15 protein-coding genes are annotated in these 21,649 nt (G+C 72.8%); 11 read left to right on the top strand and 4 right to left on the bottom strand.

Annotated features, from left to right (window positions below):
- Positions 1–25: 25 nt before the first annotated feature.
- Positions 26–694, bottom strand: a complete 669-nt coding sequence (locus tag ABEA82_RS08120) for an MOSC domain-containing protein (RefSeq protein WP_345660701.1) — start codon at positions 692–694, stop codon at positions 26–28.
- A gap of 80 nt (positions 695–774) precedes the next feature.
- On the opposite strand from ABEA82_RS08120, the gene ABEA82_RS08115 reads away from it, so the two are divergent.
- Complete coding sequence (locus ABEA82_RS08115; RefSeq protein WP_345660700.1) at positions 775–1,671, top strand: LysR family transcriptional regulator; 897 nt, start codon at positions 775–777, stop codon at positions 1,669–1,671.
- A 70-nt stretch (positions 1,672–1,741) separates the two neighbouring features.
- On the opposite strand, the gene ABEA82_RS08110 is transcribed toward ABEA82_RS08115, so the two are convergent.
- The gene (locus ABEA82_RS08110) at positions 1,742–2,071 is read right to left on the bottom strand and encodes a WhiB family transcriptional regulator (protein WP_345660699.1); all 330 of its coding nucleotides are present in this window, start codon (positions 2,069–2,071) and stop codon (positions 1,742–1,744) included.
- A 380-nt stretch (positions 2,072–2,451) separates the two neighbouring features.
- Here ABEA82_RS08110 and ABEA82_RS08105 point away from each other — a divergent pair, with 380 nt between their 5' ends.
- The 4 genes from ABEA82_RS08105 to ABEA82_RS08090 all read left to right on the top strand — a co-directional run bounded on the left by ABEA82_RS08105 (position 2,452) and on the right by ABEA82_RS08090 (position 6,995).
- Positions 2,452–3,063 carry a response regulator transcription factor gene (locus ABEA82_RS08105; protein WP_003948568.1) on the top strand — a complete coding sequence of 204 codons (612 nt, stop codon included), beginning with the start codon at positions 2,452–2,454 and terminating at the stop codon, positions 3,061–3,063.
- 451 nt (positions 3,064–3,514) lie between these two features.
- Positions 3,515–4,102, top strand: coding sequence for a sigma-70 family RNA polymerase sigma factor (locus ABEA82_RS08100; protein WP_190195893.1), 588 nt, complete (start codon positions 3,515–3,517; stop codon positions 4,100–4,102).
- A 161-nt stretch (positions 4,103–4,263) separates the two neighbouring features.
- A complete protein-coding gene (guaB, locus tag ABEA82_RS08095) occupies positions 4,264–5,766 on the top strand; it encodes an IMP dehydrogenase (protein ID WP_345660698.1) in 1,503 nt (500 codons plus the stop codon).
- Between the two features lie 104 nt (positions 5,767–5,870).
- Entirely contained in the window at positions 5,871–6,995 is a 1,125-nt protein-coding gene (locus ABEA82_RS08090) for a GuaB3 family IMP dehydrogenase-related protein (RefSeq protein WP_345660697.1), read from the top strand.
- 574 nt (positions 6,996–7,569) lie between these two features.
- Here ABEA82_RS08090 and ABEA82_RS08085 read toward each other — a convergent pair.
- Positions 7,570–8,778, bottom strand: a complete 1,209-nt coding sequence (locus tag ABEA82_RS08085) for a nucleotide sugar dehydrogenase (RefSeq protein WP_345660696.1) — start codon at positions 8,776–8,778, stop codon at positions 7,570–7,572.
- A gap of 272 nt (positions 8,779–9,050) precedes the next feature.
- Between ABEA82_RS08085 and ABEA82_RS08080 the strand changes: the two genes are divergently transcribed.
- Positions 9,051–10,757 carry a glycerol-3-phosphate dehydrogenase/oxidase gene (locus ABEA82_RS08080; protein WP_345660695.1) on the top strand — a complete coding sequence of 569 codons (1,707 nt, stop codon included), beginning with the start codon at positions 9,051–9,053 and terminating at the stop codon, positions 10,755–10,757.
- A 13-nt stretch (positions 10,758–10,770) separates the two neighbouring features.
- Here ABEA82_RS08080 and ABEA82_RS08075 read toward each other — a convergent pair whose 3' ends face one another.
- Entirely contained in the window at positions 10,771–11,814 is a 1,044-nt protein-coding gene (locus ABEA82_RS08075; RefSeq protein WP_345660694.1) for a serine hydrolase domain-containing protein, read from the bottom strand.
- Positions 11,815–11,963: 149 nt separating this feature from the next.
- On the opposite strand from ABEA82_RS08075, the gene ABEA82_RS08070 reads away from it, so the two are divergent.
- The 5 genes from ABEA82_RS08070 to ABEA82_RS08050 all read left to right on the top strand — a co-directional run bounded on the left by ABEA82_RS08070 (position 11,964) and on the right by ABEA82_RS08050 (position 21,628).
- Positions 11,964–13,994: a serine/threonine-protein kinase gene (locus ABEA82_RS08070; protein WP_345660693.1), complete on the top strand. Its 2,031-nt coding sequence runs from the start codon at positions 11,964–11,966 to the stop codon at positions 13,992–13,994.
- 153 nt (positions 13,995–14,147) lie between these two features.
- The gene (locus tag ABEA82_RS08065) at positions 14,148–16,646 is read left to right on the top strand and encodes a protein kinase domain-containing protein (protein ID WP_345660692.1); all 2,499 of its coding nucleotides are present in this window, start codon (positions 14,148–14,150) and stop codon (positions 16,644–16,646) included.
- Between the two features lie 170 nt (positions 16,647–16,816).
- Complete coding sequence (locus ABEA82_RS08060) at positions 16,817–18,520, top strand: serine/threonine-protein kinase (protein WP_345660691.1); 1,704 nt, start codon at positions 16,817–16,819, stop codon at positions 18,518–18,520.
- 105 nt (positions 18,521–18,625) lie between these two features.
- On the top strand, positions 18,626–19,867 hold the full coding sequence (locus tag ABEA82_RS08055; RefSeq protein WP_345660690.1) for a serine/threonine-protein kinase: 1,242 nt from the start codon (positions 18,626–18,628) through the stop codon (positions 19,865–19,867).
- A 150-nt stretch (positions 19,868–20,017) separates the two neighbouring features.
- Positions 20,018–21,628 (top strand): serine/threonine-protein kinase, encoded by a 1,611-nt coding sequence (locus ABEA82_RS08050; protein ID WP_345660689.1) that lies wholly within the window; start codon positions 20,018–20,020, stop codon positions 21,626–21,628.
- Positions 21,629–21,649 lie beyond the last annotated feature (21 nt).

The following is a 21,649-nucleotide window of genomic DNA, read 5'->3' as shown; positions in this document are numbered from 1 at the left end:
TGGAGACGGGCGCGGTGAGCCGCTGTCAGGCCCCGTGCTTCGCCACGTACTCCCGTGCCTGCCGCAGCACCTCCGGGTGCAGTGCGCCGCCCGCGGGCAGCAGGCGCGGCAGCAGCGTCCGCTCGACGGTCACCGCCCGGAACTGGAGAGCCACCGTCACGTCGTGGTCCGGCCGGTGGGCGATCTCGACCAAGTCGCCCGCCCGGATCTCCCCGGGCTCGATCACCCGCAGATACGCCCCCGGCGCGCCCCGCCGCGTGAACCGCTTCACCCAGCCCTTCTCGTCCAGGTGGCCCTGGAACGTGCGGCACGGGATCCGGCCGCTGGTGACCTCCAGCAGCACCGTCGGCCCGACGCGCCAGCGCTCGCCGATCCGCGCGCCGGACACGTCGAGGCCCTCGGTCGTGAGGTTCTCGCCGAACGCCCCGTGCGCCAGCGACCGGCCCAGCTCGTGCTCCCACTCGTCCAGGTCCTCGCGCGCCATCGCGTACACCGCCTGGTCGTCGCCGCCGTGGTGCTCCAGCTTGCACACCGCGTCCCCGGCCAGCCCGCTTCCCCCGACGCCCTTGGGCCCGGGCGGCGCCACCCGCACCGGCCCGTCCACCGGCTGCTTGTCGATCCCGGTCACGCCCGCCGGGTTGTCCGTGTACGGCACGGCCTTGGCACGGCCCAGATTCACTGACAGAAGCCTCATGGCCGCACGGTAAGGGAGCGACCCCCAAAGCGTCGACGCATTATCCGGAGAGGGGTCAAAGGGTCGCTTATCCTCGAAGGGTGATCGAAGCTCGTCATCTCCGTGTCCTGCGCGCCGTCGCCGCCACCGGCTCCTTCTCCGCCGCCGGGCGTGAACTGGGCTGCACCCAGCCCGCCGTCAGCCAGCAGATGAAGGCCCTGGAGGCCTCGGTCGGCACCCCTCTGCTGATCCGCACGGGACGCGAGATGCGCCTGACCCAGGCCGGTGAGGCCCTGGTGCGGCACGCCGCCGGGATCCTCGCCGGGCTCACGGCCGCGGAGGAGGAGGTCGCCGCCATCGCCGGGCTGCGCGCGGGACGGGTCCGGCTCGTCTCCTTCCCCAGCGGCAGCTCCACCCTCGTACCGACGGCCCTCGCCGCCCTGCGCGACGCCCACCCCGGCACCCGCGTCTTCCTGGAGGAAGCCGAGCCGCCCGCCTCGGTCGGGATGCTGCGCGAGGGTGACTGCGACGTGGCGCTGGCCTTCCGCTACGAGGGGGCGGCGGGCGCCGAGGAGTGGGACGACCTCGTCGTACGGCCGCTGCTGGCGGACCGGCTCGTCGCCCTCGTGCCGGAACGGCACCGGCTGGCGGAGGCGCGGTCCGTCGCCATCGGCGAACTCGCGCGGGAGCCGTGGATCGCCGGCTGCCCGCGCTGCCGCGGTCAGCTGGTCGAGGTGTGCGCGGCGGCCGGCTTCACTCCGCGCATCGACTTCGCGACCGACGACTACCCGGCGGTCGCCGGCCTGGTCGGAGCGGGTCTGGGCGTGGCCGTCCTCCCCCAGCTGGCCGTCGAGTCCGTACGGCCGCGGGGTGTGCGGACCGTGACGCTGGAGCCGGCGGTGCGGCGGGAGATCGTGGCGCTGACCCTGCCCGACCTCGCGCAGGTCCCGGCGGTGGCGGCGACGCTCGACCAGCTGGCACGGGCAGCGAGCCGCTGACGGCGGCGGACCCGCTGCCGGGAACCAGAGGACACGCGTGCCTCCCTGCCCCCTGCGCAGAAACGTTCCTTCAGTTGTTCGAGGAGGCGTGCCCGCTGGATGTCGACGCCGACACCAGCCGGTTGCGCGCCCGCCCCATGAGCTCTTCGCGCTCGTCCTCGGTCAGCCCGCCCCACACGCCGTACGGCTCACGCACCGCCAGCGCGTGGGCAGCGCACTCGGCGCGTACCGGGCACCTCATGCAGACCTCTTTGGCCGAGTTCTCGCGAGCACTCCGAGCCGCACCGCGTTCGCCCTCCGGATGGAAGAAGAGCGAGCTGTCCACCCCGCGACAGGCAGCCAGCAGCTGCCAGTCCCACAGGTCCGCGTTCGGTCCGGGAAGGCGGGAGAAATCTGCCATTACGTGACCCCTTGTAGCCGTTCTGGGCGGATCCGGTGTCCACGACCGTACAACTACGATCTAAGGAGATGAAAATATGACTCATTGCGAATCTAGCTCCAGACACTGGCAAAGCGGAAGAAAAGGGTCTGAATGGGGCATAGGTTGTGATGAAAGTTCGAGGGTCTGCTGTGCATATCTGCACCGTGTCCGTCCCCTCACGTAGAGTGCCGAAGATGGCGGACGGCCCCGTAACTCTTTCGAGTGACCGTCGTTGAGAGTGCGAGGCGGTTGAAGGAACAAGTGCTCGGGCCGGCGTCCGAGACGGTCGACCGCACAGGTGACGATTTCGTACCAGCCTGGAGGCTCAAGGTGACGCGCATCAGCTGCGGAGGGCGGCCATGACTTCCGTCCTCGTCTGCGACGACTCCCCGCTTGCCCGAGAGGCGCTCCGTCGTGCGGTGGCGACCGTGCCCGGCGTAGAGCGCGTGACGACGGCGGCCAACGGCGAGGAAGTCCTCCGCCGCTGGGGGGCCGACCGCTCGGACCTGATTCTGATGGACGTACGCATGCCCGGCCTGGGCGGCGTCGAGACGGTCCGGCGGCTGCTGTCCGCCGACCCCGGTGCGCGCATCATCATGCTCACCGTCGCCGAGGACCTGGACGGCGTCGCGCTCGCGGTCGCCGCCGGTGCCCGCGGCTATCTGCACAAGGACGCCTCCCGCGCGGAGCTCCGCGCGACGGTGACGCAGGCCCTCGCCGACCCGACCTGGCGGCTCGCCCCGCGCCGGCTGCGCTCGGCCGAGATGGGCGCCGCGCCGACGCTCACGGCGCGTGAGATCCAGGTCCTCGAAGGGATGAGTCACGGCCGCTCCAACGCGGAGATCGGCCGCGAGTTGTTCCTCTCCGAGGACACCGTCAAGACGCACGCCCGGCGCCTGTTCAAGAAGCTCGGCGCCTCGGACCGCGCTCACGCCGTGGCGCTCGGCTTCCGGTGGGGTCTGGTGCGCTAGGGCCTGTCGTTCGGGTCGGGCCGGGATCGTCGAGCGGGGGCATGTGGATGCCCCCGTGTGAGCGGAGCAGATCTGTGCGCGGGCCGGCCGCCGGAGGTGGTGTCGCCCTGTCCGGGCGACGTCGAGAGCCCGGGGCGGCGCACGCGGGGGCCCGCCTTCCCGGGACGATCCGAACGGCAGGCTCCAGCGGCGACCGCCTGTGTCGCGGGGATCGCGGCGGAGACACGGAAAGCCAGGTGGGCGGGGGTGGGCCGGGGGTCCGCCCGGTGCCCGCTGCTCGTTTCGCGGCGGATGCCGCATCCTTGAGGGTGTGGAGTTCCTCGGGGACGAGTCGGTCGAGCGGAAGGGGAGGGCGCAGGAGATGAGTTCCGGCGCACTTGCTCATAACGCTTCGGTGCACAACAACGGGCGTGGTGGCACGGGCCCGACGGCCGCAAGGCACCATGGACCGATGCGCGACGACGAGGCGGTCCATGCCCAAGGGGCGATCGGTGCGCTCGTCCACCGCGCCGTCGACGGAGACGAGCAGGCCACGCACGACCTGCTCGCCCGCGTCCACCCCTTGGCGCTGCGCTACTGCCGCACCCGTCTGTCCCGCCTCCCGGGCGACGCCCGCCACTTCGTGGAGGACCTGGCTCAGGAGGTCTGCGTCGCGGTGCTCCTCGCACTGCCCCGCTACCGGGACACCGGCCGCCCCTTCGAGGCGTTCGTCTTCGCCATCGCCGCCCACAAGGTCGCCGACCTGCAGCGCGCGGCGATGCGCCACCCCGGTTCGACGGCCGTGCCCTCCGACGAGATGCCGGAACGGCCCGACGACTCCCTGGGTCCGGAGGAGCGCGCCCTGCTGAGCAGCGACGCGGAGTGGGCCAAGAAGCTCCTGGCCAACCTCCCCGAGAACCAGCGGGAGCTGTTGCTGCTGCGGATCGCGGTGGGCCTCACGGCCGAGGAGACGGGCCAGATGTTGGGAATGTCACCCGGTGCCGTCCGGGTGGCGCAGCACAGGGCGCTGAGCAGGCTGCGGGCACTGGCCGAGCAGTAGCGCGAGCAGCAGGCCTGCCGCAGCCCTTGGTTGAACAGGCGGTGCGCCGCTTCCGTACGAACATACGAAGCCGGGAGTCGACCGGAACCGTGGAATGAGACAGCCACGCTTCCCGTTAGCATGGACATCCGCACCGATCAAGGCCATTTGGGGAAGGTGTCATGACTGCAAACGTCGACGGAGTGCCCGGAAAATTCGCGACACTCGGGCTGACCTACGACGACGTGCTGCTGCTGCCGGGCGCATCCGAGGTGCTGCCGGGCGCGGTCGACACCTCGTCCCGGATCTCGCGCAACGTACGGGTCAACATCCCGCTGCTGTCGGCGGCGATGGACAAGGTGACCGAGTCCCGCCTGGCGATCGCGATGGCCCGCCTCGGCGGCGTCGGCGTCCTGCACCGCAACCTGTCGGTCGAGGACCAGGTCAACCAGGTCGACCTGGTGAAGCGGTCCGAGTCCGGCATGGTGACCGACCCCATCACGGTGCACCCGGAGGCGACCCTCGCCGAGGCGGACGCGCTGTGCGCCAAGTTCCGCATCAGCGGCGTCCCCGTCACCGACCCGGCCGGCAAGCTGCTCGGCATCGTCACCAACCGCGACATGGCCTTCGAGACCGACCGCAGCCGCCAGGTGCGCGACGTCATGACGCCGATGCCGCTGGTCACCGGCAAGGTCGGCATCTCCGGCGTGGACGCGATGGAACTGCTGCGCCGCCACAAGATCGAGAAGCTGCCGCTCGTCGACGACGCGGGCGTCCTCAAGGGCCTGATCACGGTCAAGGACTTCGTCAAGGCCGAGAAGTACCCGAACGCCGCCAAGGACGCCGAGGGCCGGCTGCTCGTCGGCGCCGCGGTGGGCGCCAGCCCCGAGGCCCTGGAGCGCGCCCAGGCGCTCGCCGCGGCCGGGGTGGACTTCCTGGTCGTCGACACCTCGCACGGCCACAACAGCAACGCCCTCAGCTGGATGTCGAAGATCAAGTCGAGCGTGTCCGTCGACGTGATCGGCGGCAACGTCGCCACCCGCGACGGTGCGCAGGCCCTGATCGACGCCGGTGTCGACGGCATCAAGGTGGGCGTGGGCCCCGGCTCGATCTGCACCACGCGCGTGGTCGCCGGCATCGGCGTCCCGCAGGTCACGGCCATCTACGAGGCCTCCCTCGCCGCCCGTCCCGCGGGCATCCCGCTGATCGGCGACGGCGGTCTGCAGTACTCGGGCGACATCGGCAAGGCGCTCGCCGCCGGTGCGGACACGGTCATGCTGGGCAGCCTGCTCGCGGGCTGCGAGGAGTCGCCCGGCGAGCTGCTCTTCATCAACGGCAAGCAGTTCAAGTCCTACCGCGGCATGGGCTCGCTCGGCGCCATGCAGTCCCGCGGCCAGGCGAAGTCGTACTCCAAGGACCGCTACTTCCAGGCCGAGGTGGCCTCCGACGACAAGCTCGTGCCCGAGGGCGTCGAGGGCCAGGTGCCCTACCGCGGCCCCCTGGCCAACGTGCTGCACCAGCTCGTCGGCGGGCTGCGCCAGACGATGGGCTACGTGGGCGCGGCCACCATCGAGGAGATGGAGTCCAAGGGCCGCTTCGTCCGCATCACCTCGGCGGGCCTGAAGGAGAGCCACCCGCACGACATCCAGATGACGGTCGAGGCACCGAACTACAGCCGTCAGTAGGCACAGGGACGCATGGGGCGGCCCCGGAGCATCCGGGGCCGCCCTCGTCGTGCCCGTCGGCGATACTGGAAGACGCTGCAACGCATCAGGGAAAGGCCACAGACGTGACTGAGATCGAGATCGGGCGCGGCAAGCGCGGCCGCCGGGCGTACGCCTTCGACGACATCGCGGTCGTCCCCAGCCGCCGTACGCGGGACCCGAAGGAGGTCTCGATCGCCTGGCAGATCGACGCCTACCGCTTCGAGCTGCCCTTCCTGGCCGCCCCCATGGACTCGGTCGTCTCCCCGGCCACCGCGATCCGCATCGGCGAGCTCGGCGGCCTCGGCGTGCTGAACCTCGAGGGCCTGTGGACGCGGCACGAGGACCCGCAGCCGCTGCTCGACGAGATCACCGGGCTGGACGAGGACACCGCGACCCGCCGCCTCCAGGAGATCTACGCGGCCCCCATCAAGGAGGAGCTGATCGGGCAGCGCATCAAGGAGGTGCGCGACTCCGGCGTCGTCACCGCCGCCGCGCTCTCCCCGCAGCGCACCGCCCAGTTCTCCAAGGCCGTCGTCGACGCGGGCGTGGACATCTTCGTCATCCGCGGTACGACGGTCTCCGCGGAGCACGTCTCCGGTTCGCACGAGCCGCTGAACCTGAAGCAGTTCATCTACGAGCTGGACGTCCCGGTGATCGTCGGCGGCTGCGCCACGTACACGGCGGCCCTGCACCTCATGCGCACGGGCGCGGCCGGTGTGCTGGTCGGCTTCGGCGGCGGCGCGGCGCACACCACGCGCAACGTGCTGGGCATCCAGGTCCCCATGGCGACGGCGGTCGCCGACGTGGCCGCGGCCCGCCGTGACTACATGGACGAGTCCGGCGGCCGGTACGTGCACGTGATCGCGGACGGCGGCGTCGGCTGGTCCGGCGACCTGCCGAAGGCGATCGCCTGCGGCGCCGACTCGGTCATGATGGGCTCCCCGCTCGCCCGCGCGACCGACGGCCCGGGCAAGGGCCACCACTGGGGCATGGAGGCCGTGAACGAGGAGCTGCCCCGTGGCAAGAAGGTCGCCCTCGGCACGGTCGGCACCCTCGAGGAGATCCTCACGGGCCCGTCCCACACGCCCGACGGCTCGATGAACCTCTTCGGCGCCCTGCGCCGGGCGATGGCCACGACCGGCTACAGCGAGCTCAAGGAGTTCCAGCGGGTCGAGGTCACGGTGGCGGACTCGCAGCACCGGCGATAGGCCTCAAGGTCCGGGAAAGGGCCGGTCACTCCCCTGCGGGTGGGGTGACCGGCCCTTTTGCGTGCCCGGGGGTGCGTTGGGCGGGGCGCGTTGCGAGTCAGGGGCGCGCGGTTGCGTTCGGGGCGAATGTGGGCCGAACGGGCGTAGTGGGGCGGTAGCGTCCGTGATCGGCGACCCGGTTCTCTGGGCGCCCCCTTCCAAGGACACGGTTCCGGACCCCGGCCCTCGGGGCCCGGCCCGAATTCCGACGTGCCGCCTACCGGGCCAATGGGTGGCGTCGTGGAAGGGGGCGCGTCCATGGGGCGTCACCGCAAGCCCACCCGCTGGGACCGCATTCGGCTTCGGCCGGCTCACTACTGGCTGCGGCTGGTGAAGTTCCGGAGGAGGTGTGTCTTGTGGATCTACGGGCGATGAGCGGCCACCCCTACGTGAACTAGGGGTGGACACTCCGTGAATCGCCCGGAGCCCGCTGCAGTGGCCACTGCGGTGGGCTCCACCTGTTTCCGTAAGGTACCCGCGCCGCGCGCCGCATGCCACCTCCCTCAGAGGTTCACTCACCCGACGCGCGCCCCCTTCACAAGCGATGCGCCGCCCCCGTAGGCGTCGCCCCCCGCGTGTCCAGGAGGAGCTGCGCCTTCACCGACAGGCCCTGGAGGTCGTAGGTGCGGTGCTGCTGGAGCAGGATGGTCAGGTCCGCGTCGGCGGCCGCCTCGTAGAGGGAGTCCGCGCGGGGGACGGGGCGGTCGAGGACGCTCCACTCGGGGACGTACGGGTCGTGGTAGCTGACCGAGGCGCCCAGTTCCATCAGGCGCAGCGCGACCTCCTCGGCGGGCGTGTCGTGCAGGTCGGCGAGGTCGGGCTTGTAGGTGACGCCCAGGAGCAGCACGCGCGCGCCCCGGGCCGACTTGCCGTGCTCGTTGAGGAGCGCGGCGGCGCGCTGGACGACGTAGCGGGGCATGCGGCTGTTGACCTGCTGGGCGAGTTCCACCATGCGCAGGGTGCGGCCGCCGTGCGCGGTCAGGTCCTGCGGGGCGGTGTGGCCGCCGACGCCGGGGCCGGGACGGAAGGCCTCGAACCCGAACGGCTTGGTCTCCGCGCAGCGGACGACGTCCCACAGGTCGACGCCCAGGTCGTGGCAGAGGACGGCCATCTCGTTGACGAGGGCGATGTTCACATGCCGGTAGTTGGCCTCCAGCACCTGCACGGTCTCCGCTTCCCGGGGTCCACGCGCGCGTACCACCTTGTCGGTCAGCCGTCCGTAGAAGGCGGCGGCCGACTCGGTGCAGGCCGGGGTGAGGCCGCCGATGACCTTGGGTGTGTTGGCGGGGGTGAAGTCGCGGTTGCCGGGGTCGACGCGGCTGGGGGAGTAGGCGAGGTGGAAGTCGCGGCCGGCCAGCAGACCCGATCCCTCTTCCAGGAGGGTGCGCAGGAATCCCTCGGTCGTCCCCGGGTACACAGGAGACTCCAGGATCACAGTCGTGTGGGGGCGCAGGTGAGCGGACAGGGTGTGCGCGGCGGCCTCCACCTGCGCGAGGTCGAGCCCGCCGTCCGCGGCTCGCGGGGTCGGTGCGCAGATGACCGCGGTGCGCACCCGGCCGAGCTCGGCGGCGTTCGTCGTGGGCCGGAAGCCCCCCGAGAGCATCCGGCGCTGTTCGGCGGGGCTGAGGGAGCCCTTCTCCGGGCCGGTCCGGTAGCCGATGGTGGGGATGCCGGCGGCCACGGCGGCCTGGGCCAGGGGCAGGCCGTACGGTCCGAGTCCGATGACGGCGAGATCTGCGGGCATGGCGTGGCCGTCCTTCCCGATAGCCGAAGTGGGACAGGTGCGCAAGCCCTGTGGACAGGACGGGCGAGTGCAATGTCAGACTAGGAGTAAATATGACCGTTATGTGGGATTGCCCGGCCGAGTTTCGGTGAGTGTTCCGTGCGCGTTGTCCACAGGCTTACGGCCCGTGGTGGCTGAAGTCGGGCAACCCGGTCAGAATTTGGGCATGGGGGGTACGGACGGGGTCTCACCCGACGGGTGCGGCCGGCGCGACCGATGAGCGGGAGGCAGCGGTGAGGACAGCGACACTCGGGCCGGCGCAGCGCGCCGAGTCACTCGCATCTATGGCCGAGCGCGAACTGGACGTGCTGGTGGTGGGCGCAGGCGTGGTCGGTGCCGGTACCGCCCTCGACGCCGCGACCCGGGGCCTCTCCACGGGTCTGGTCGAGGCGCGTGACTGGGCCTCGGGCACCTCCAGCCGGTCCAGCAAGCTGATCCACGGCGGCCTGCGCTACCTGGAGATGCTCGACTTCGCGCTCGTACGAGAAGCTCTGAAGGAACGCGGCCTGCTGCTGGAGCGGCTCGCCCCGCACCTGGTGAAGCCGGTGCCCTTCCTGTACCCGTTGCAGCACAAGGGCTGGGAGCGCCTGTACGCCGGCGCGGGCGTCGCGATGTACGACGCCATGTCCATGGCGCGCGGCCATGGCCGGGGCCTGCCGATGCACCGCCACCTGACCCGCTCTCACGCCCTGCGCGTGGCGCCCTGCTTGAAGAAGGACGCGCTCATCGGGGCACTGCAGTACTACGACGCCCAGATGGACGACGCCCGCTATGTGGCGACCCTGGTGCGCACGGCGGTGGCGTACGGCGCGCAGGCGGCCAACCGTGCGCGCGTGACCGGCTTCCTGCGCGAGGGCGAGCGGGTCGTCGGCGCGCGGGTGCAGGACGTCGAGGGAGGCGGGGAGTACGAGGTCCGCGCCAAGCAGGTCGTCAACGCGACCGGCGTGTGGACGGACGACACCCAGGCCATGGTCGGGGAGCGCGGCCAGTTCCACGTACGGGCGTCCAAGGGCATACACCTGGTCGTGCCGCGCGACCGTATCCACTCCACGACCGGGCTCATCCTGCGCACGGAGAAGTCCGTGCTGTTCGTCATCCCCTGGGGCCGGCACTGGATCGTCGGGACGACCGACACCGACTGGGACCTCGACAAGGCGCACCCGGCCGCGTCCAGCGCGGACATCGACTACCTGCTGGAACACGTGAACTCGGTACTCGCGGTACCCCTGACCAGGGACGACGTCCAGGGCGTCTACGCGGGGCTGCGCCCCCTGCTCGCGGGCGAGTCGGATGCCACCAGCAAGCTGTCGCGCGAGCACACCGTGGCGCACCCGGTGCCCGGGCTGGTCGTCGTGGCGGGCGGCAAGTACACGACGTACCGGGTCATGGCCAAGGACGCGGTGGACGCGGCGGTGCACGGGCTCGACATGCGGGTCGCCGAGTGCGTCACCGAGGAGGTGCCGCTGCTGGGCGCCGAGGGCTATCCGGCGCTGTGGAACGCGCGGGCCAGGATCGCCGCCCGGACCGGGATCCACGTGGTGCGGGTGGAACACCTGCTGAACCGGTACGGGGCGATGGCCGAGGAGCTCCTCGAGCTGGTCACCGACGACCCGACGCTGGGCGAGCCCCTGCCGGCGGCCGACGACTACCTGCGCGCCGAGATCGTGTACGCGGCCTCGCACGAGGGGGCGCGGCATCTGGACGACGTGCTGACCCGGCGGACCCGCATCTCGATCGAGACCTTCGACCGGGGCACCCGCAGCGCCCGCCTCGCCGCCGAGCTGATGGCGCCGGTCCTCGGCTGGGACAAGGACCAGATCGAGCGCGAGGTCCAGCACTACGAGAAGCGGGTGGAGGCCGAACGGGAGTCGCAGCGCCAGCCGGACGACCTCACGGCGGACGCGGCGCGGCTGGGAGCACCGGACATCGTGCCGCTGTAGGCACCCTGCCCGGTCACGAAGTGAGAGGACAGAACTCGGCCGCGAGCAACTCGGATTCGAGTTCGGGGTCCGCGATCGCGTCCGTGTTCACGCGGAAGGCGAGGACACGGCGGCCGTCGACGGTGCCCGCGACGCGCACATAACTGCCGGATATGTAGCCGTTGTGCCCCCACACCGCGGTGCCGCACGGCAGTCTCTCGGGGAACAGGCCCATGCCGTACGCGCCGTGTGCGGCACGGGTGTCGCGCATCTCGCGCAGCCAGTGCGGGGGCAGCAGCCGACCGCCGAGCAGGGCCGCGTAGAAGCGGTCCAGATCGGCGAACGTGGTCACCAACTCGCCCGCCGCCCCGGCCACGCGCGGATCGAGCGCGGTGACGTCGTCTCCGTCGGAGTCGTAGGCGCGGCCGTGCGGGGAGGGCAGTGAGGAGCGGGAGCCGGGGAACGAGGTGCCCGTCAGACGCAGCGGAGTGAGGATGCGGCGCTCGGCCTCCGTGGCGTACGAGTGGCCGGTGACCTGCTGGACGACCAGGCCCAGCAGGACGTAGTTGGTGTTCGAGTAGGAGAAGCGGCCGGGCGGGCCCGGTGGGTGGGCGACCGCGATCCGTACGGCCTCGCGGGGAGTGACGGGTGCTCTTCCGCGGGTGTCCGCGGTGAAGTCGTACAGGCCGCTGGTGTGGGTGAGCAGGGCACGCAGGGTCACTGCGCGGCCGTCGTTGCCCGCTCCCCGCACCAGGCCCGGCAGGTGCTCCGCCACGGTGTCGGACAGCGACAGCCGGTGCTCGGCGGCCAGTTGCAGCACCACCGTCGCGATGAACGTCTTCGTGACGCTGCCGGCGCGGAAGTGGTCCGACCGGGCGATTCCCCGCCCGGCGTGGGCATAGCGGGTGGTGCTCCCCTCGCGGGCCAGCAGGGCCGCGGCGGGAGCTCCGCCCCGGCTCACCAGCAGCGGGAGCACCGCGTCCGCGGGCCGGGCCGGGAGGGCCGAGGAGTCGGCCCGGGGCAGGCCGAGGAGGGCGAGGGACACAGGCAGCGCCAGCAATGTCCGAAACGGCGGCATGCGGCCTCCTCCCTGGTCCGGGCCCATCATGCAAGGCGGCGCCCGGCGTGCCGCACCCGGGATCCCGGTGGGCGGGCCCCAGGGCGCTGGGCACTTGTCGGGTGAGAGACAATGGAGGCTCTGTCAGGGCGGGTTGTATGAGGGGACGCATGTCGGAGGCGGAGCGGGCGGGCACATCCCGTCAGGACACTCGTCAGGACAACAGGGATCGTCTCCTCGCGGAGCGATACCGGCTCGGCGAGGTGCTCGGCCGGGGAGGCATGGGCACCGTGTGGCGGGCCCAGGACGAGACCCTGGGGCGGACGGTCGCCGTCAAGGAGCTGCGGTTCCCGTCGAACATCGACGAGGAGGAGAAGCGGCGGCTGATCACGCGGACGCTGCGCGAGGCCAAGGCGATCGCGCGGATCCGCAACAACAGCGCCGTGACGGTCTTCGACGTCGTCCAGGAGGACGACCGGCCCTGGATCGTGATGGAACTCGTCGAGGGCAAGTCGCTCGCCGAGGTCATCCGGGAGGACGGCCTCCTGGAGCCCAAGCGCGCCGCCGAGGTCGGGCTGGCCGTCCTGGACGTGCTGCGGTCCGCGCATCGCGAGGGCATCCTGCACCGCGACGTGAAGCCGTCGAACGTGCTCATCGCCGAGGACGGCCGGGTCGTGCTGACCGACTTCGGGATCGCCCAGGTCGAGGGCGACCCGTCCATCACCTCGACCGGCATGCTCGTCGGAGCGCCCTCCTACATCTCCCCGGAGCGGGCGCGCGGGCACAAGCCGGGCCCGGCGGCCGACCTGTGGTCGCTCGGCGGGCTGCTGTACGCGGCGGTGGAGGGCGCGCCGCCGTACGACAAGGGGTCGGCCATAGCGACTCTGACGGCCGTGATGACCGAGCCGCTGGAGGAGCCCAAGAACGCGGGCCCGCTGGCGGACGTCATCCGCGGCCTGCTCACCAAGGACCCCGCAGAGCGGCTCGACGACGCGGGCGCCCGCGCGATGCTGAACTCGGTCCTGCACGCGCCCGAGCGGGCCGAGCCGGAGCCGCTGGACGCGACGAAGGTCGTGCCGCTGCCGGCACAGCCGGCCCGCTCCTCGCGCAAGGGGAGTTCGGCGGGCGCCGGGAGCAAGCGGGGCGAAGAGGCCGGGGAGCGGTTGCGCGGGGCGTTGCGTTCCGTGCGCAAGGCCGCGGCGGGAACGGCCGGGGCGTCGGCCGCCGCCCGTACCGAGACCGAGAGCGGTACGGCGTCGTCCGGGCCGGACGGCGGGACGGGCCGGGCCGGGACCGCGGGCACGTCCGCGGCGAAGCCGGGGCCGGGTTCGGCAGCCGGTGCGGGTGCCGGTGAGCGGAGTGCGCAGGAGGCGAAGACGGCCTCCGGAGGCCGCAGTTCCGGCTGGCCCGTGGTGCCGCCGCCGGACCTGCCGCCGAGGCCCGTGCCGAGGGCGCCGCTCACCGACGTGGTGCCGCGGCGCACCCTGTTGATCATCGCGGTGGTCGTGGCGCTCGCCGTGGTCGGCACCGTGCTCGCCATCGCCCTCAGCGGGGACGACACGGGCTCGAAGGGTGCCGCCGGCGAGAAGAGCGGCGGCAAGACCGTCGCCACCGCGTCGAGCGGGGCCGACACCAAGGCCGACGAGAGCGACGGCACGCGCACCGACAACGCGGCGTCGCCGCCCGCGGCCTCGGGCCCCTCCTCGGACAGCACGCCGACGGGCGGGACTTCGGGCGAGGCCGAGGGCGGGTCCGCCCGGAAGGGCACCGCGGCCGAGTCGACGCACCAGGGCGACCAGGGGTACTCGATCGGCCTGCCCAAGGGATGGAAGTACCAGTCCGCAAGTGCCGCCGGCGACCGGTTCACCGGGCCCGACGGGCAGAAGCTGCTCATCGCCTGGACGTCCACGCCCAAGGGCGACCCGGTGGCGGACTGGAAGAACCAGGAGCGCTACATGCAGCGCGCGCAGTACCGGAAGATCCGTATAGAGAAGGTGGACTACCGCGGCTGGAACACGGCCGACTGGGAGTTCACCTACGCCGACGGCGGCACCCGGTACCGGACCATCGACCGGGGATTCGTCGTCGACGACCGGCAGGGCTACGCGCTGATGTACACGGCGAAGGCGGCCGACTGGAGCGGTGAGCTGCGCAAGGAGACGTGGCGGACGCTGACGAAGACCTTCGAACCCAAGTCCTGAGCTTGAGAGGTACCGGGTTTGGGGAGGCAGATCTGGCATCCTCACGATGCGGGTTGCCCGCGGCACGTATCGTAAATATTTGCGGACCGTGCGCAGCCGGAACGGGCCGTGGAGCGCACGGATGTGACGGACCAGGCTGGCGGGGGAGGCATCGTGGACGACCATGCGGGACGGGTACTCGCCGACCGCTACCGCCTGCCGCTGCCGCCGTCCGACGAGTACGAACTCACCGAGAGCCGGGCCTTCGACACCTACAGCGGGCAGGAAGTCCTGGTCCGGCAGGTGCCGTTGCCCGAGGTGGTCGAGGCGGAGGTCCTCGACGCGGAGGGGCTGCCCGACGGCTTCACGGCGCGTGACGCCGGCGCCCGGCGGCCCGGCGGGCGTCCGGGCCCCCGGCGGCCCACCGACCCGGTGGTACGGCGCGCTGTGGAGGCCGCCCAGGCCGCCGCGGCCATCCCCGACCATCCCCGACTCGACCAGGTCTTCGACGTCTTCGCCGAGGGCGGTTCGCTGTGGATCGTCAGCGAGTTGGTGGCGGCCCGTCCGCTGGCGGCGCTGCTCGCCGAGAAGCCCCTGACGCCCTACCGGGCGGCCGAGGTGGCCTCCGACGTCCTCATGGCGCTGCGGGTGCTGCACGCCCACGGCTGGGTGCACCGCAACATCACCCCGCGGACGGTCCTCGTCTGCGACGACGGCCGGATCATGCTGACCGGGCTGGCGGTGGGCGCGGCGGAGGAAGCGCTGTGCGGGTACGACCCCGTTCCGGCTCCCGCCTTCGACGAGCCCGGCCCCGGCCCGGGGCAGGAGACCGGCCCCTCCGGGCCGCCCCACGGCGTCGGCGCCTCGGGCGGCACCGGTGGTGCGGGCGACCCCGAGGCCGCGCGGCGTGCCGCCATAGAGGCCCGGGAGTCCAGGGGGCTGCCGGCGTCCGGGGGCGGTACGACGGGCGGGAGCTCGGTCGTGCCCGCCCGCAGGAGTCCGGAGGACGGCGCGGACCCGCGCGCCGCGCGCGCCGGGGCCATCGCGGCCTACCGGGCGGGCGCCCGGGCCGCCGCCCGGGTGCAGGAGGCGCAGCAGAACGGCCGGGCGGCGCTGCCCGGTGCCCGGCCCGCCCCGGACAGCGGGCCCGCGCCCCACAGCAACGGCTCGGCGCAGTCGCCGTACGTCCCCGGGCAGAGCACGGGGTCCGGCGCGGTCCCGCCGGGGCAGATAGCCGACCCCTACGGCGTGCGCGGCGCCCCCCGGACGACCGGCTGGCACGGCGCCACCCCCCGAAGCGGCCCCGGCGCACCCACACCGCCGAGCCAGGAGCAGGCGGCCCTCCCGCCGCCCGCGGACACCGCCGACCCGAGTGCTCCCACCCGGTGGGACGACCTCGTCGCCCACACCCCCGCCCCCCGGCGCGGCCCGGCCACGGCACTCGCCGCCGAGCGGGCCCGGCAGGCACGCATGGCCGTGGTGGGGCCCGTGACGGAGCGCTGGGCGCCGGAGCAGGCCGGACCCGTGCACGAGAACTGGCAGCTGGCCGCGCCGATCGGTCCCGCCACCGACCTGTGGGCCCTCGGCGCGCTGCTCTTCCGGGCCGTCCAGGGACACGCGCCCTACCCGGAGGAGTCGACGGCCGAGCTGGTGCAGATGGTGTGCGCCGAACCGCCCGCGTACGCCGAGGAGTGCGGGCCGCTCCGGCCGGTCGTGGAGTCGCTGCTGCGTCAGGACCCCACCGAGCGCCTCGACTTCGAGGAACTGCGCGGCTGGCTGCGCTCGCTCGTACGGTCGGCGCCGGAGCCGGAGGCCGGTGTGCACGTGGTCGCGGCACCGCCCGCCGACGCCAGTCGGCTGCCCGTCGTACGCCGCCGCGGCGAGCTCGTGCGCAGGCGGCGGGCCGGGCTGCCCGCGCACCACGGGCGGCACAAACGCGCCAAGGAATCCCGGTCGCCGCACCGCCTCGGCCGCACCCTGCTGCTGTTCGTCCTGCTCGCCATGGCCGCGGCGATCGCCTACGCCATGCTCTTCATGCCCAAGTCGGGGACCGACGGGGCGAACGGCACGGACCGCACCGGGGTCGCCGGCGAGGTCAGCCAGGCGCCCGAGCCCGACGCCAGCAGCGAGCCACGGCCGGACCAGACGTCGCCCGAGCCGGAGCGGAGCCCCTCCTCGTCGGCCGGTTCCACCGAGACGCAGACCACCGGCCCCGAGGTCGCCGGCGGCTTCACCCTCCGCAAGGACTCGGCGGGCTTCCAGGTCGCCGTCGCCAAGGGCTGGGACCGCACCCCGCGCAACGGCAACGGCCAGGTCGTCTACGCGAAGGGCGACTTCGAGCTCATCGTCGTACCGGGCCGGGACAGCGCGTCGCGGTACGGCAGCGACCCGATGGCCTACCAGCGGGAGAAGGAGCGCGAGCTACAGCCGTACCGCGACTCCAGCTGGGCCACCTCCACCGGGCTGAAGACCATAGAGGTGGGCGGACGGACCATGGCCGAGGGGCAGTTCACCTGGACCGGCGGGGACGGGGGCGAGCTGTACGTGCGCAACCTCGCGATGCTCATCGGCGGGCGGTACCACGTGGTGCAGGTGCGCGGTCCGGAGGCCGAACGGGACGAGGTGACGCGGCTGTACGAGCAGGCGGCGGCGACCTACAAGGCGACGGGCTGAGACCCGGCGCGGCGCGCCGACTGTACGCGTAGTTCAGCCTCTGGTTGCCTCCCGTCCCGGCAGGCGACAACCGTCACAGTGCGGTCACCGTGGTACCCCGCTTGTTCCCTGGGGAAGGGCGGGTCCTTACGCTGACCCTGTCAAGACCATTGCGGGGCAACGTGAATCAGATGCAGGGCCAGCTCGTCGCGGGCCGCTACCGGCTCGCCGACTCGATCGGCAGCGGCGGCATGGGCCGGGTGTGGCGCGCCCATGACGAGGTGCTGCACCGGTCCGTCGCCATCAAGGAGTTGACGGCAGCCCTCTACGTCTCCGAGAGCGAGCAGGCGATCCTGCTGGCCCGCACCCGGGCTGAGGCGCGGGCCGCCGCGCGGATCAACCACTCCGCGGTCGTCACCGTGCACGACGTGCTGGAGCACGACGGCCGCCCGTGGATCGTCATGGAACTGGTCGAGGGACGCTCCCTGGCGGACGCGGTCAAGGAGGAGGGGCGTGTCGAGCCGCGCGAGGCGGCACGCATCGGCCTGTGGGTGCTGCGGGCCCTGCGCGCCGCGCACACCGCCGGGGTCCTGCACCGCGACATCAAGCCGGGCAACGTCCTGCTCGGCCGGGACGGACGGGTCCTGCTCACCGACTTCGGCATCGCCCAGATCGAGGGCGACACGACCATCACCCGCACCGGAGAGGTCGTCGGCTCGGTCGACTACCTGGCTCCCGAGCGGGTGCGCGGCCACGACCCGGGCCCGTCCTCGGACCTGTGGGCCCTCGGCGCGACGCTCTACACGGCGGTCGAGGGCCGCTCGCCGTTCCGCCGCACCACACCGCTGACCACCATGCAGGCCGTGGTCGAGGAGGAGGCCGCCGAGCCGCGGCACGCCGGTCCGCTCGCTCCCGTCATCAGCGCCCTGCTGCGCAAGGATCCGGCCACCCGGCCCGACGCGTCCGAAGCCGAGCACCTGCTCGCCGAGGCGGCGGAGGGTCGACGCCCGAACGGGGCGCAGGCGTATGTGCCGACGCAGTACGGAGGCACGTACCGGGACGTCCACAGCGCTACGGCCACGGTCGGCACCGGCTCGGGATCGCACACCCGGACGCCGCTCCCGCCGCTCGCCGGCACCCCGGCCACCGGGACACCCGTCAGCGGGACACCCGTCACCGGCACTCCGGCGACCGGCCCCACCACGGTCGGCCCGGTGGCTACGGGCCCGCAGCCGTCCGGGCCGCAGCAGGCCCGGCCGGGCCGGCGCCGTCGGCTGCGTACCGTCGCCCTCGTGGTCGCGCTCGCGGCCATCATCGGCGGGACCACCGCCGTGGTGCTCCAGCAGTGGAACGAGGGCCGGCAGACGTCGGGCGGCGCCTCCGGCTCCCCGAATTCCACGAGCGCACAGCCCGGGGGTTCGGGATCCGAGAACTGGGTCCGCCACGACGACCCCGCGGGTTTCAGCCTCTCCCTGCCCAAGGGCTGGAAGCGCAAGCCCTTCGGCCCGCAGGGCGAACTCAAGCAGATCGACTACACGCCCGACGGCGGCCGGCACTTCGTGCGCATCGCCGTCGACATCTCCCCGGACTTCGGCGACCCGTACGCGCACCAGCTCGACCTGGAGCAGCAGCTGAAGGATCTCGCCGCCTACAAGCGGGTCGCCCTGGAGCGCAACGTCTACCGTGACCGGGGCGGCGCCCTGTGGGAGTACACCTGGATCGCGCGGGCGAAGGACACCAAGTTCCCCGGCCCGCGCCGGGCCATCGAGGAGACGTACATAGCCCGCGACGGCACCGAGTACGCGCTCTACATGTCGTCGCCCGCCAAGGACTGGGCGAAGGCGCGCAAGCAGTTCACCCTGCTGCTCCAGGGCTGGCAGGAGAAGACCTCCTGACGCAGGCGCCTCCTGACGCCCTGCCCTGCTGACACGGGCCGTCTGTTTCGGCCACGGGCGAGCGCCGACCCGGAGCCGATCCGTCCGGTGGGGCATGATTGCCGCATGGTGACCGAGGGGCACAACATGCGTGTCATCGCGGGCCGTTACCGGCTCGAGGCGCGGCTCGGGCGCGGTGGCATGGGCGTGGTCTGGCGGGCGACCGACCAGTTGCTCCGCCGGGGCGTGGCGGTCAAGGAACTCCCGTACGACGAGACACTCTCCGCGGCGGACGCCCGCCGGCAGCGGGACCGTACGCTGCGCGAGGCCCGGGCGGTCGCCCAGCTGAGCCATCCGCACATCATCGTCGTCCATGACGTCGTCGAGGACGATGAACGCCCCTACATCGTCATGGAGTTGATCGAGGGCGGCTCGCTCGCCGACCGTATCGCCGGCCAGGGCCCGGTCGACGCCGCCGAGGCCGCGCGCATCGCCATCGACCTGCTCGGCGCACTGCGCGCCGCGCACGCGGCCGGGGTCCTGCACCGCGACCTCAAGCCGGAGAACGTGCTGCTGGAGGCCGGTACCGACCGGGTCGTCCTCACCGACTTCGGCATCGCCCAGGTCGCCGGCGCCCCCACGCTCACCGAGAACGGCTCCTTCGTCGGCTCGCCCGAGTACACCGCGCCGGAGCGGATGTCCGGGGCCAGGACCGGGCCCGAGTCCGACCTGTGGTCGCTGGGCGCGCTGATGTGCGCGGCCCTCAGCGGCGAGTCGCCGTTCCACCGCGACTCGCTGGGCGGCATCCTGCACGCGGTCGTCGTCGGCGACATCCAGCCACCCGCACAGGCCGGGCCGCTGCTGCCCGTCGTACAGGGCCTGCTGGAACGCGATCCCGACCGGCGGCTGGACGCGGACCGTGCGGAACGGATGCTGCGGGCGTTCCTCGACACGGGCCGTACGCCGCAGTCGCCGCCGCCCGAGTACCCGTCGGCGGAACAACGGGGCGCGGTGGGCCGGCAGTCGACGGCCGGGCAGGCCGCCCCCGGCTGGCAACCGCGGCAGCCTCCGTCTCCGCCCGCCTCGGAGGTACCCGCCCGGCAGTCCTCGCGGGGCATGCTCGTGGCCGCGCTGCTGGTCGCCGCGATGGCCGGAGCCGGGGTGTCCGCGGCGGCGCTGCTCATGAACCGGGACGGGGACGGCGGGCCCGCGCCGACGACTTCGGCGCCGGAGACACCTCGCACCGGCACACCCTCCCCGAGCCCCACGACCTCGACCGGAGCCGGCACTCCGAGCGCCGCCGGGACCAGCTCCGCCGGGACGAGCCCCGCCGCGCGTCACGGGTTCGCCACCGAGAAGCCGCCGTAGTGGGCGCGTGAGTCGTTTGGCGACGACGACGGCGAGTTCGGGGAGGCGGCGATCGCGCACCCGGCCATCGAAGGGACCTGACGCGACCCGGCCCCCGGGCGAAAACGGCCCGCGTCGACAAGGAGCCGCCCCACGGGGTACTGATGGGGCATGAGCAACGACGGGGGCGGGGCGGGCGACGCCCGGGGCCGGCTGGTCGGTGGGCGGTACCGGCTGATCGAGCGCATCGGCTCCGGCGGGACGGGCACCGTCTGGCGGGCCCACGACGAGCGCGCGGAGCGCGAAGTAGCCGTCAGGCAACCCCGGTTGCCGGGCGACCCGGACGACGAGAGCTACCGGAGGGCCGCCCACCTGCTCTACCGCGAGGCCCGCGCCGCCGCCCGTGTCGACCACCCCGCCGCCGTCACCATCCACGACGTGGTCGTCGAGGCGGAGCAGCCGGACGCACGCGACGGCCTGGAAGCGGTCGACACGCTCGACCGGCTTCCCTGGATCGTCATGGAGTCGGTGCCGGGCGAGTCCCTGCACGAGGTGCTCGCGCGCGGGCCGGTCGAGGCGCGCGAGGCCGCCCGGATCGGCCTCGCCGTCGTGGGTGCGCTGCGTGCCGCGCACTGCGTCGGCATCGTGCACCGGGACGTGAAACCGGCCAACGTACTGCTCGGCCCGCACCGCCGCGTCGTCCTCACCGACTTCGGCATGGCCCATGCGCCTGGAGAGGAAACCCCGGTTTCCGGCGGGGGGTTCGGCGACTCGCTGGAGTTCGTCGCCCCCGAGCGGATGTCCGGCCGTATCGCCGGACCCGCCTCCGACCTGTGGTCCCTGGGCGTCCTGCTCTACGCCGCCGTCGAGGGCTCGTCCCCCTTCCGCCGGTCCACGCCGGAGGCGACCCTCGCCGCCGTCCTCGCCGCCGAGCCGCCCGATCCGAAGCAGGCCGGACCACTCGGGCCGCTGATCGCACGGCTGCTGGTGCGGGACCCGGAGCGGCGGCCGGACGCCGAGGAGGTCGCGAAGGAACTGCAAGCGGTGGCGGGGCCGTCGGCGGCCGAGGACCACCAGGGCGCCGAGCGGATACGGGAGTTCACACAGGACACCGGTCCAGAGCACCCCGACGAGGCCGCCTCCGCGCCGGAGACCGACCTGCTGGAGACCGCCCTGCCGGAGACCGACCCGGCGAAGACGCACCCGCCGGAGGCCGATTCGGCGGCACGGCACGCCCCGGCGACACGGGACGACCCGGCAACACCCAAGCGCCACAGTCTCCTCCGTCCCGCCCCCCTGGCCCTCCTCAGCGCACTGCTCGCCGGCGGCATAGGCACCGCCACCCACCTCGCCGACACCAGCAGCGCGGAGAGCGTCGAACAGGCCGCCGGGACGACGGACACCTGGATCCCGCATCCCCAGCCGGACATGGCGGCCGTACTCCGCCTCCCATCCCACTACCGCCTGCTCGACCGGACCGGCAGCGCGAGAGACCAGCCCCGCACGGCGCTCTACGGCGACACACGCGGCGGCACGATCCAGGTCCGCCTCCTCCAGTGGGACAAGGCGCCGGGCTCCCCGAAGGACCCAACCGGGACCACCGACACCACCTACCACCTGAAGGACACCCCCAGGCGGGTCGTGCGGGCGCTGATCCGCACCGACGACGACCGCGTGTACGAACTGCGCGTCGACATGCCGAGGGGCACGCCGGAGGAGAAGGAAGGCGTCTCGGTCTTCGAGGGCGCCCGCGACCGGCTCGCCATCGGTCCTGGATCGTAAAAGGCCGGATCACACCGGCCC

This window comes from Streptomyces venetus, assembly GCF_039540295.1.
Taxonomy (GTDB): domain Bacteria; phylum Actinomycetota; class Actinomycetes; order Streptomycetales; family Streptomycetaceae; genus Streptomyces; species Streptomyces venetus.
This window is presented reverse-complemented; position numbering and strand designations above follow the sequence as displayed.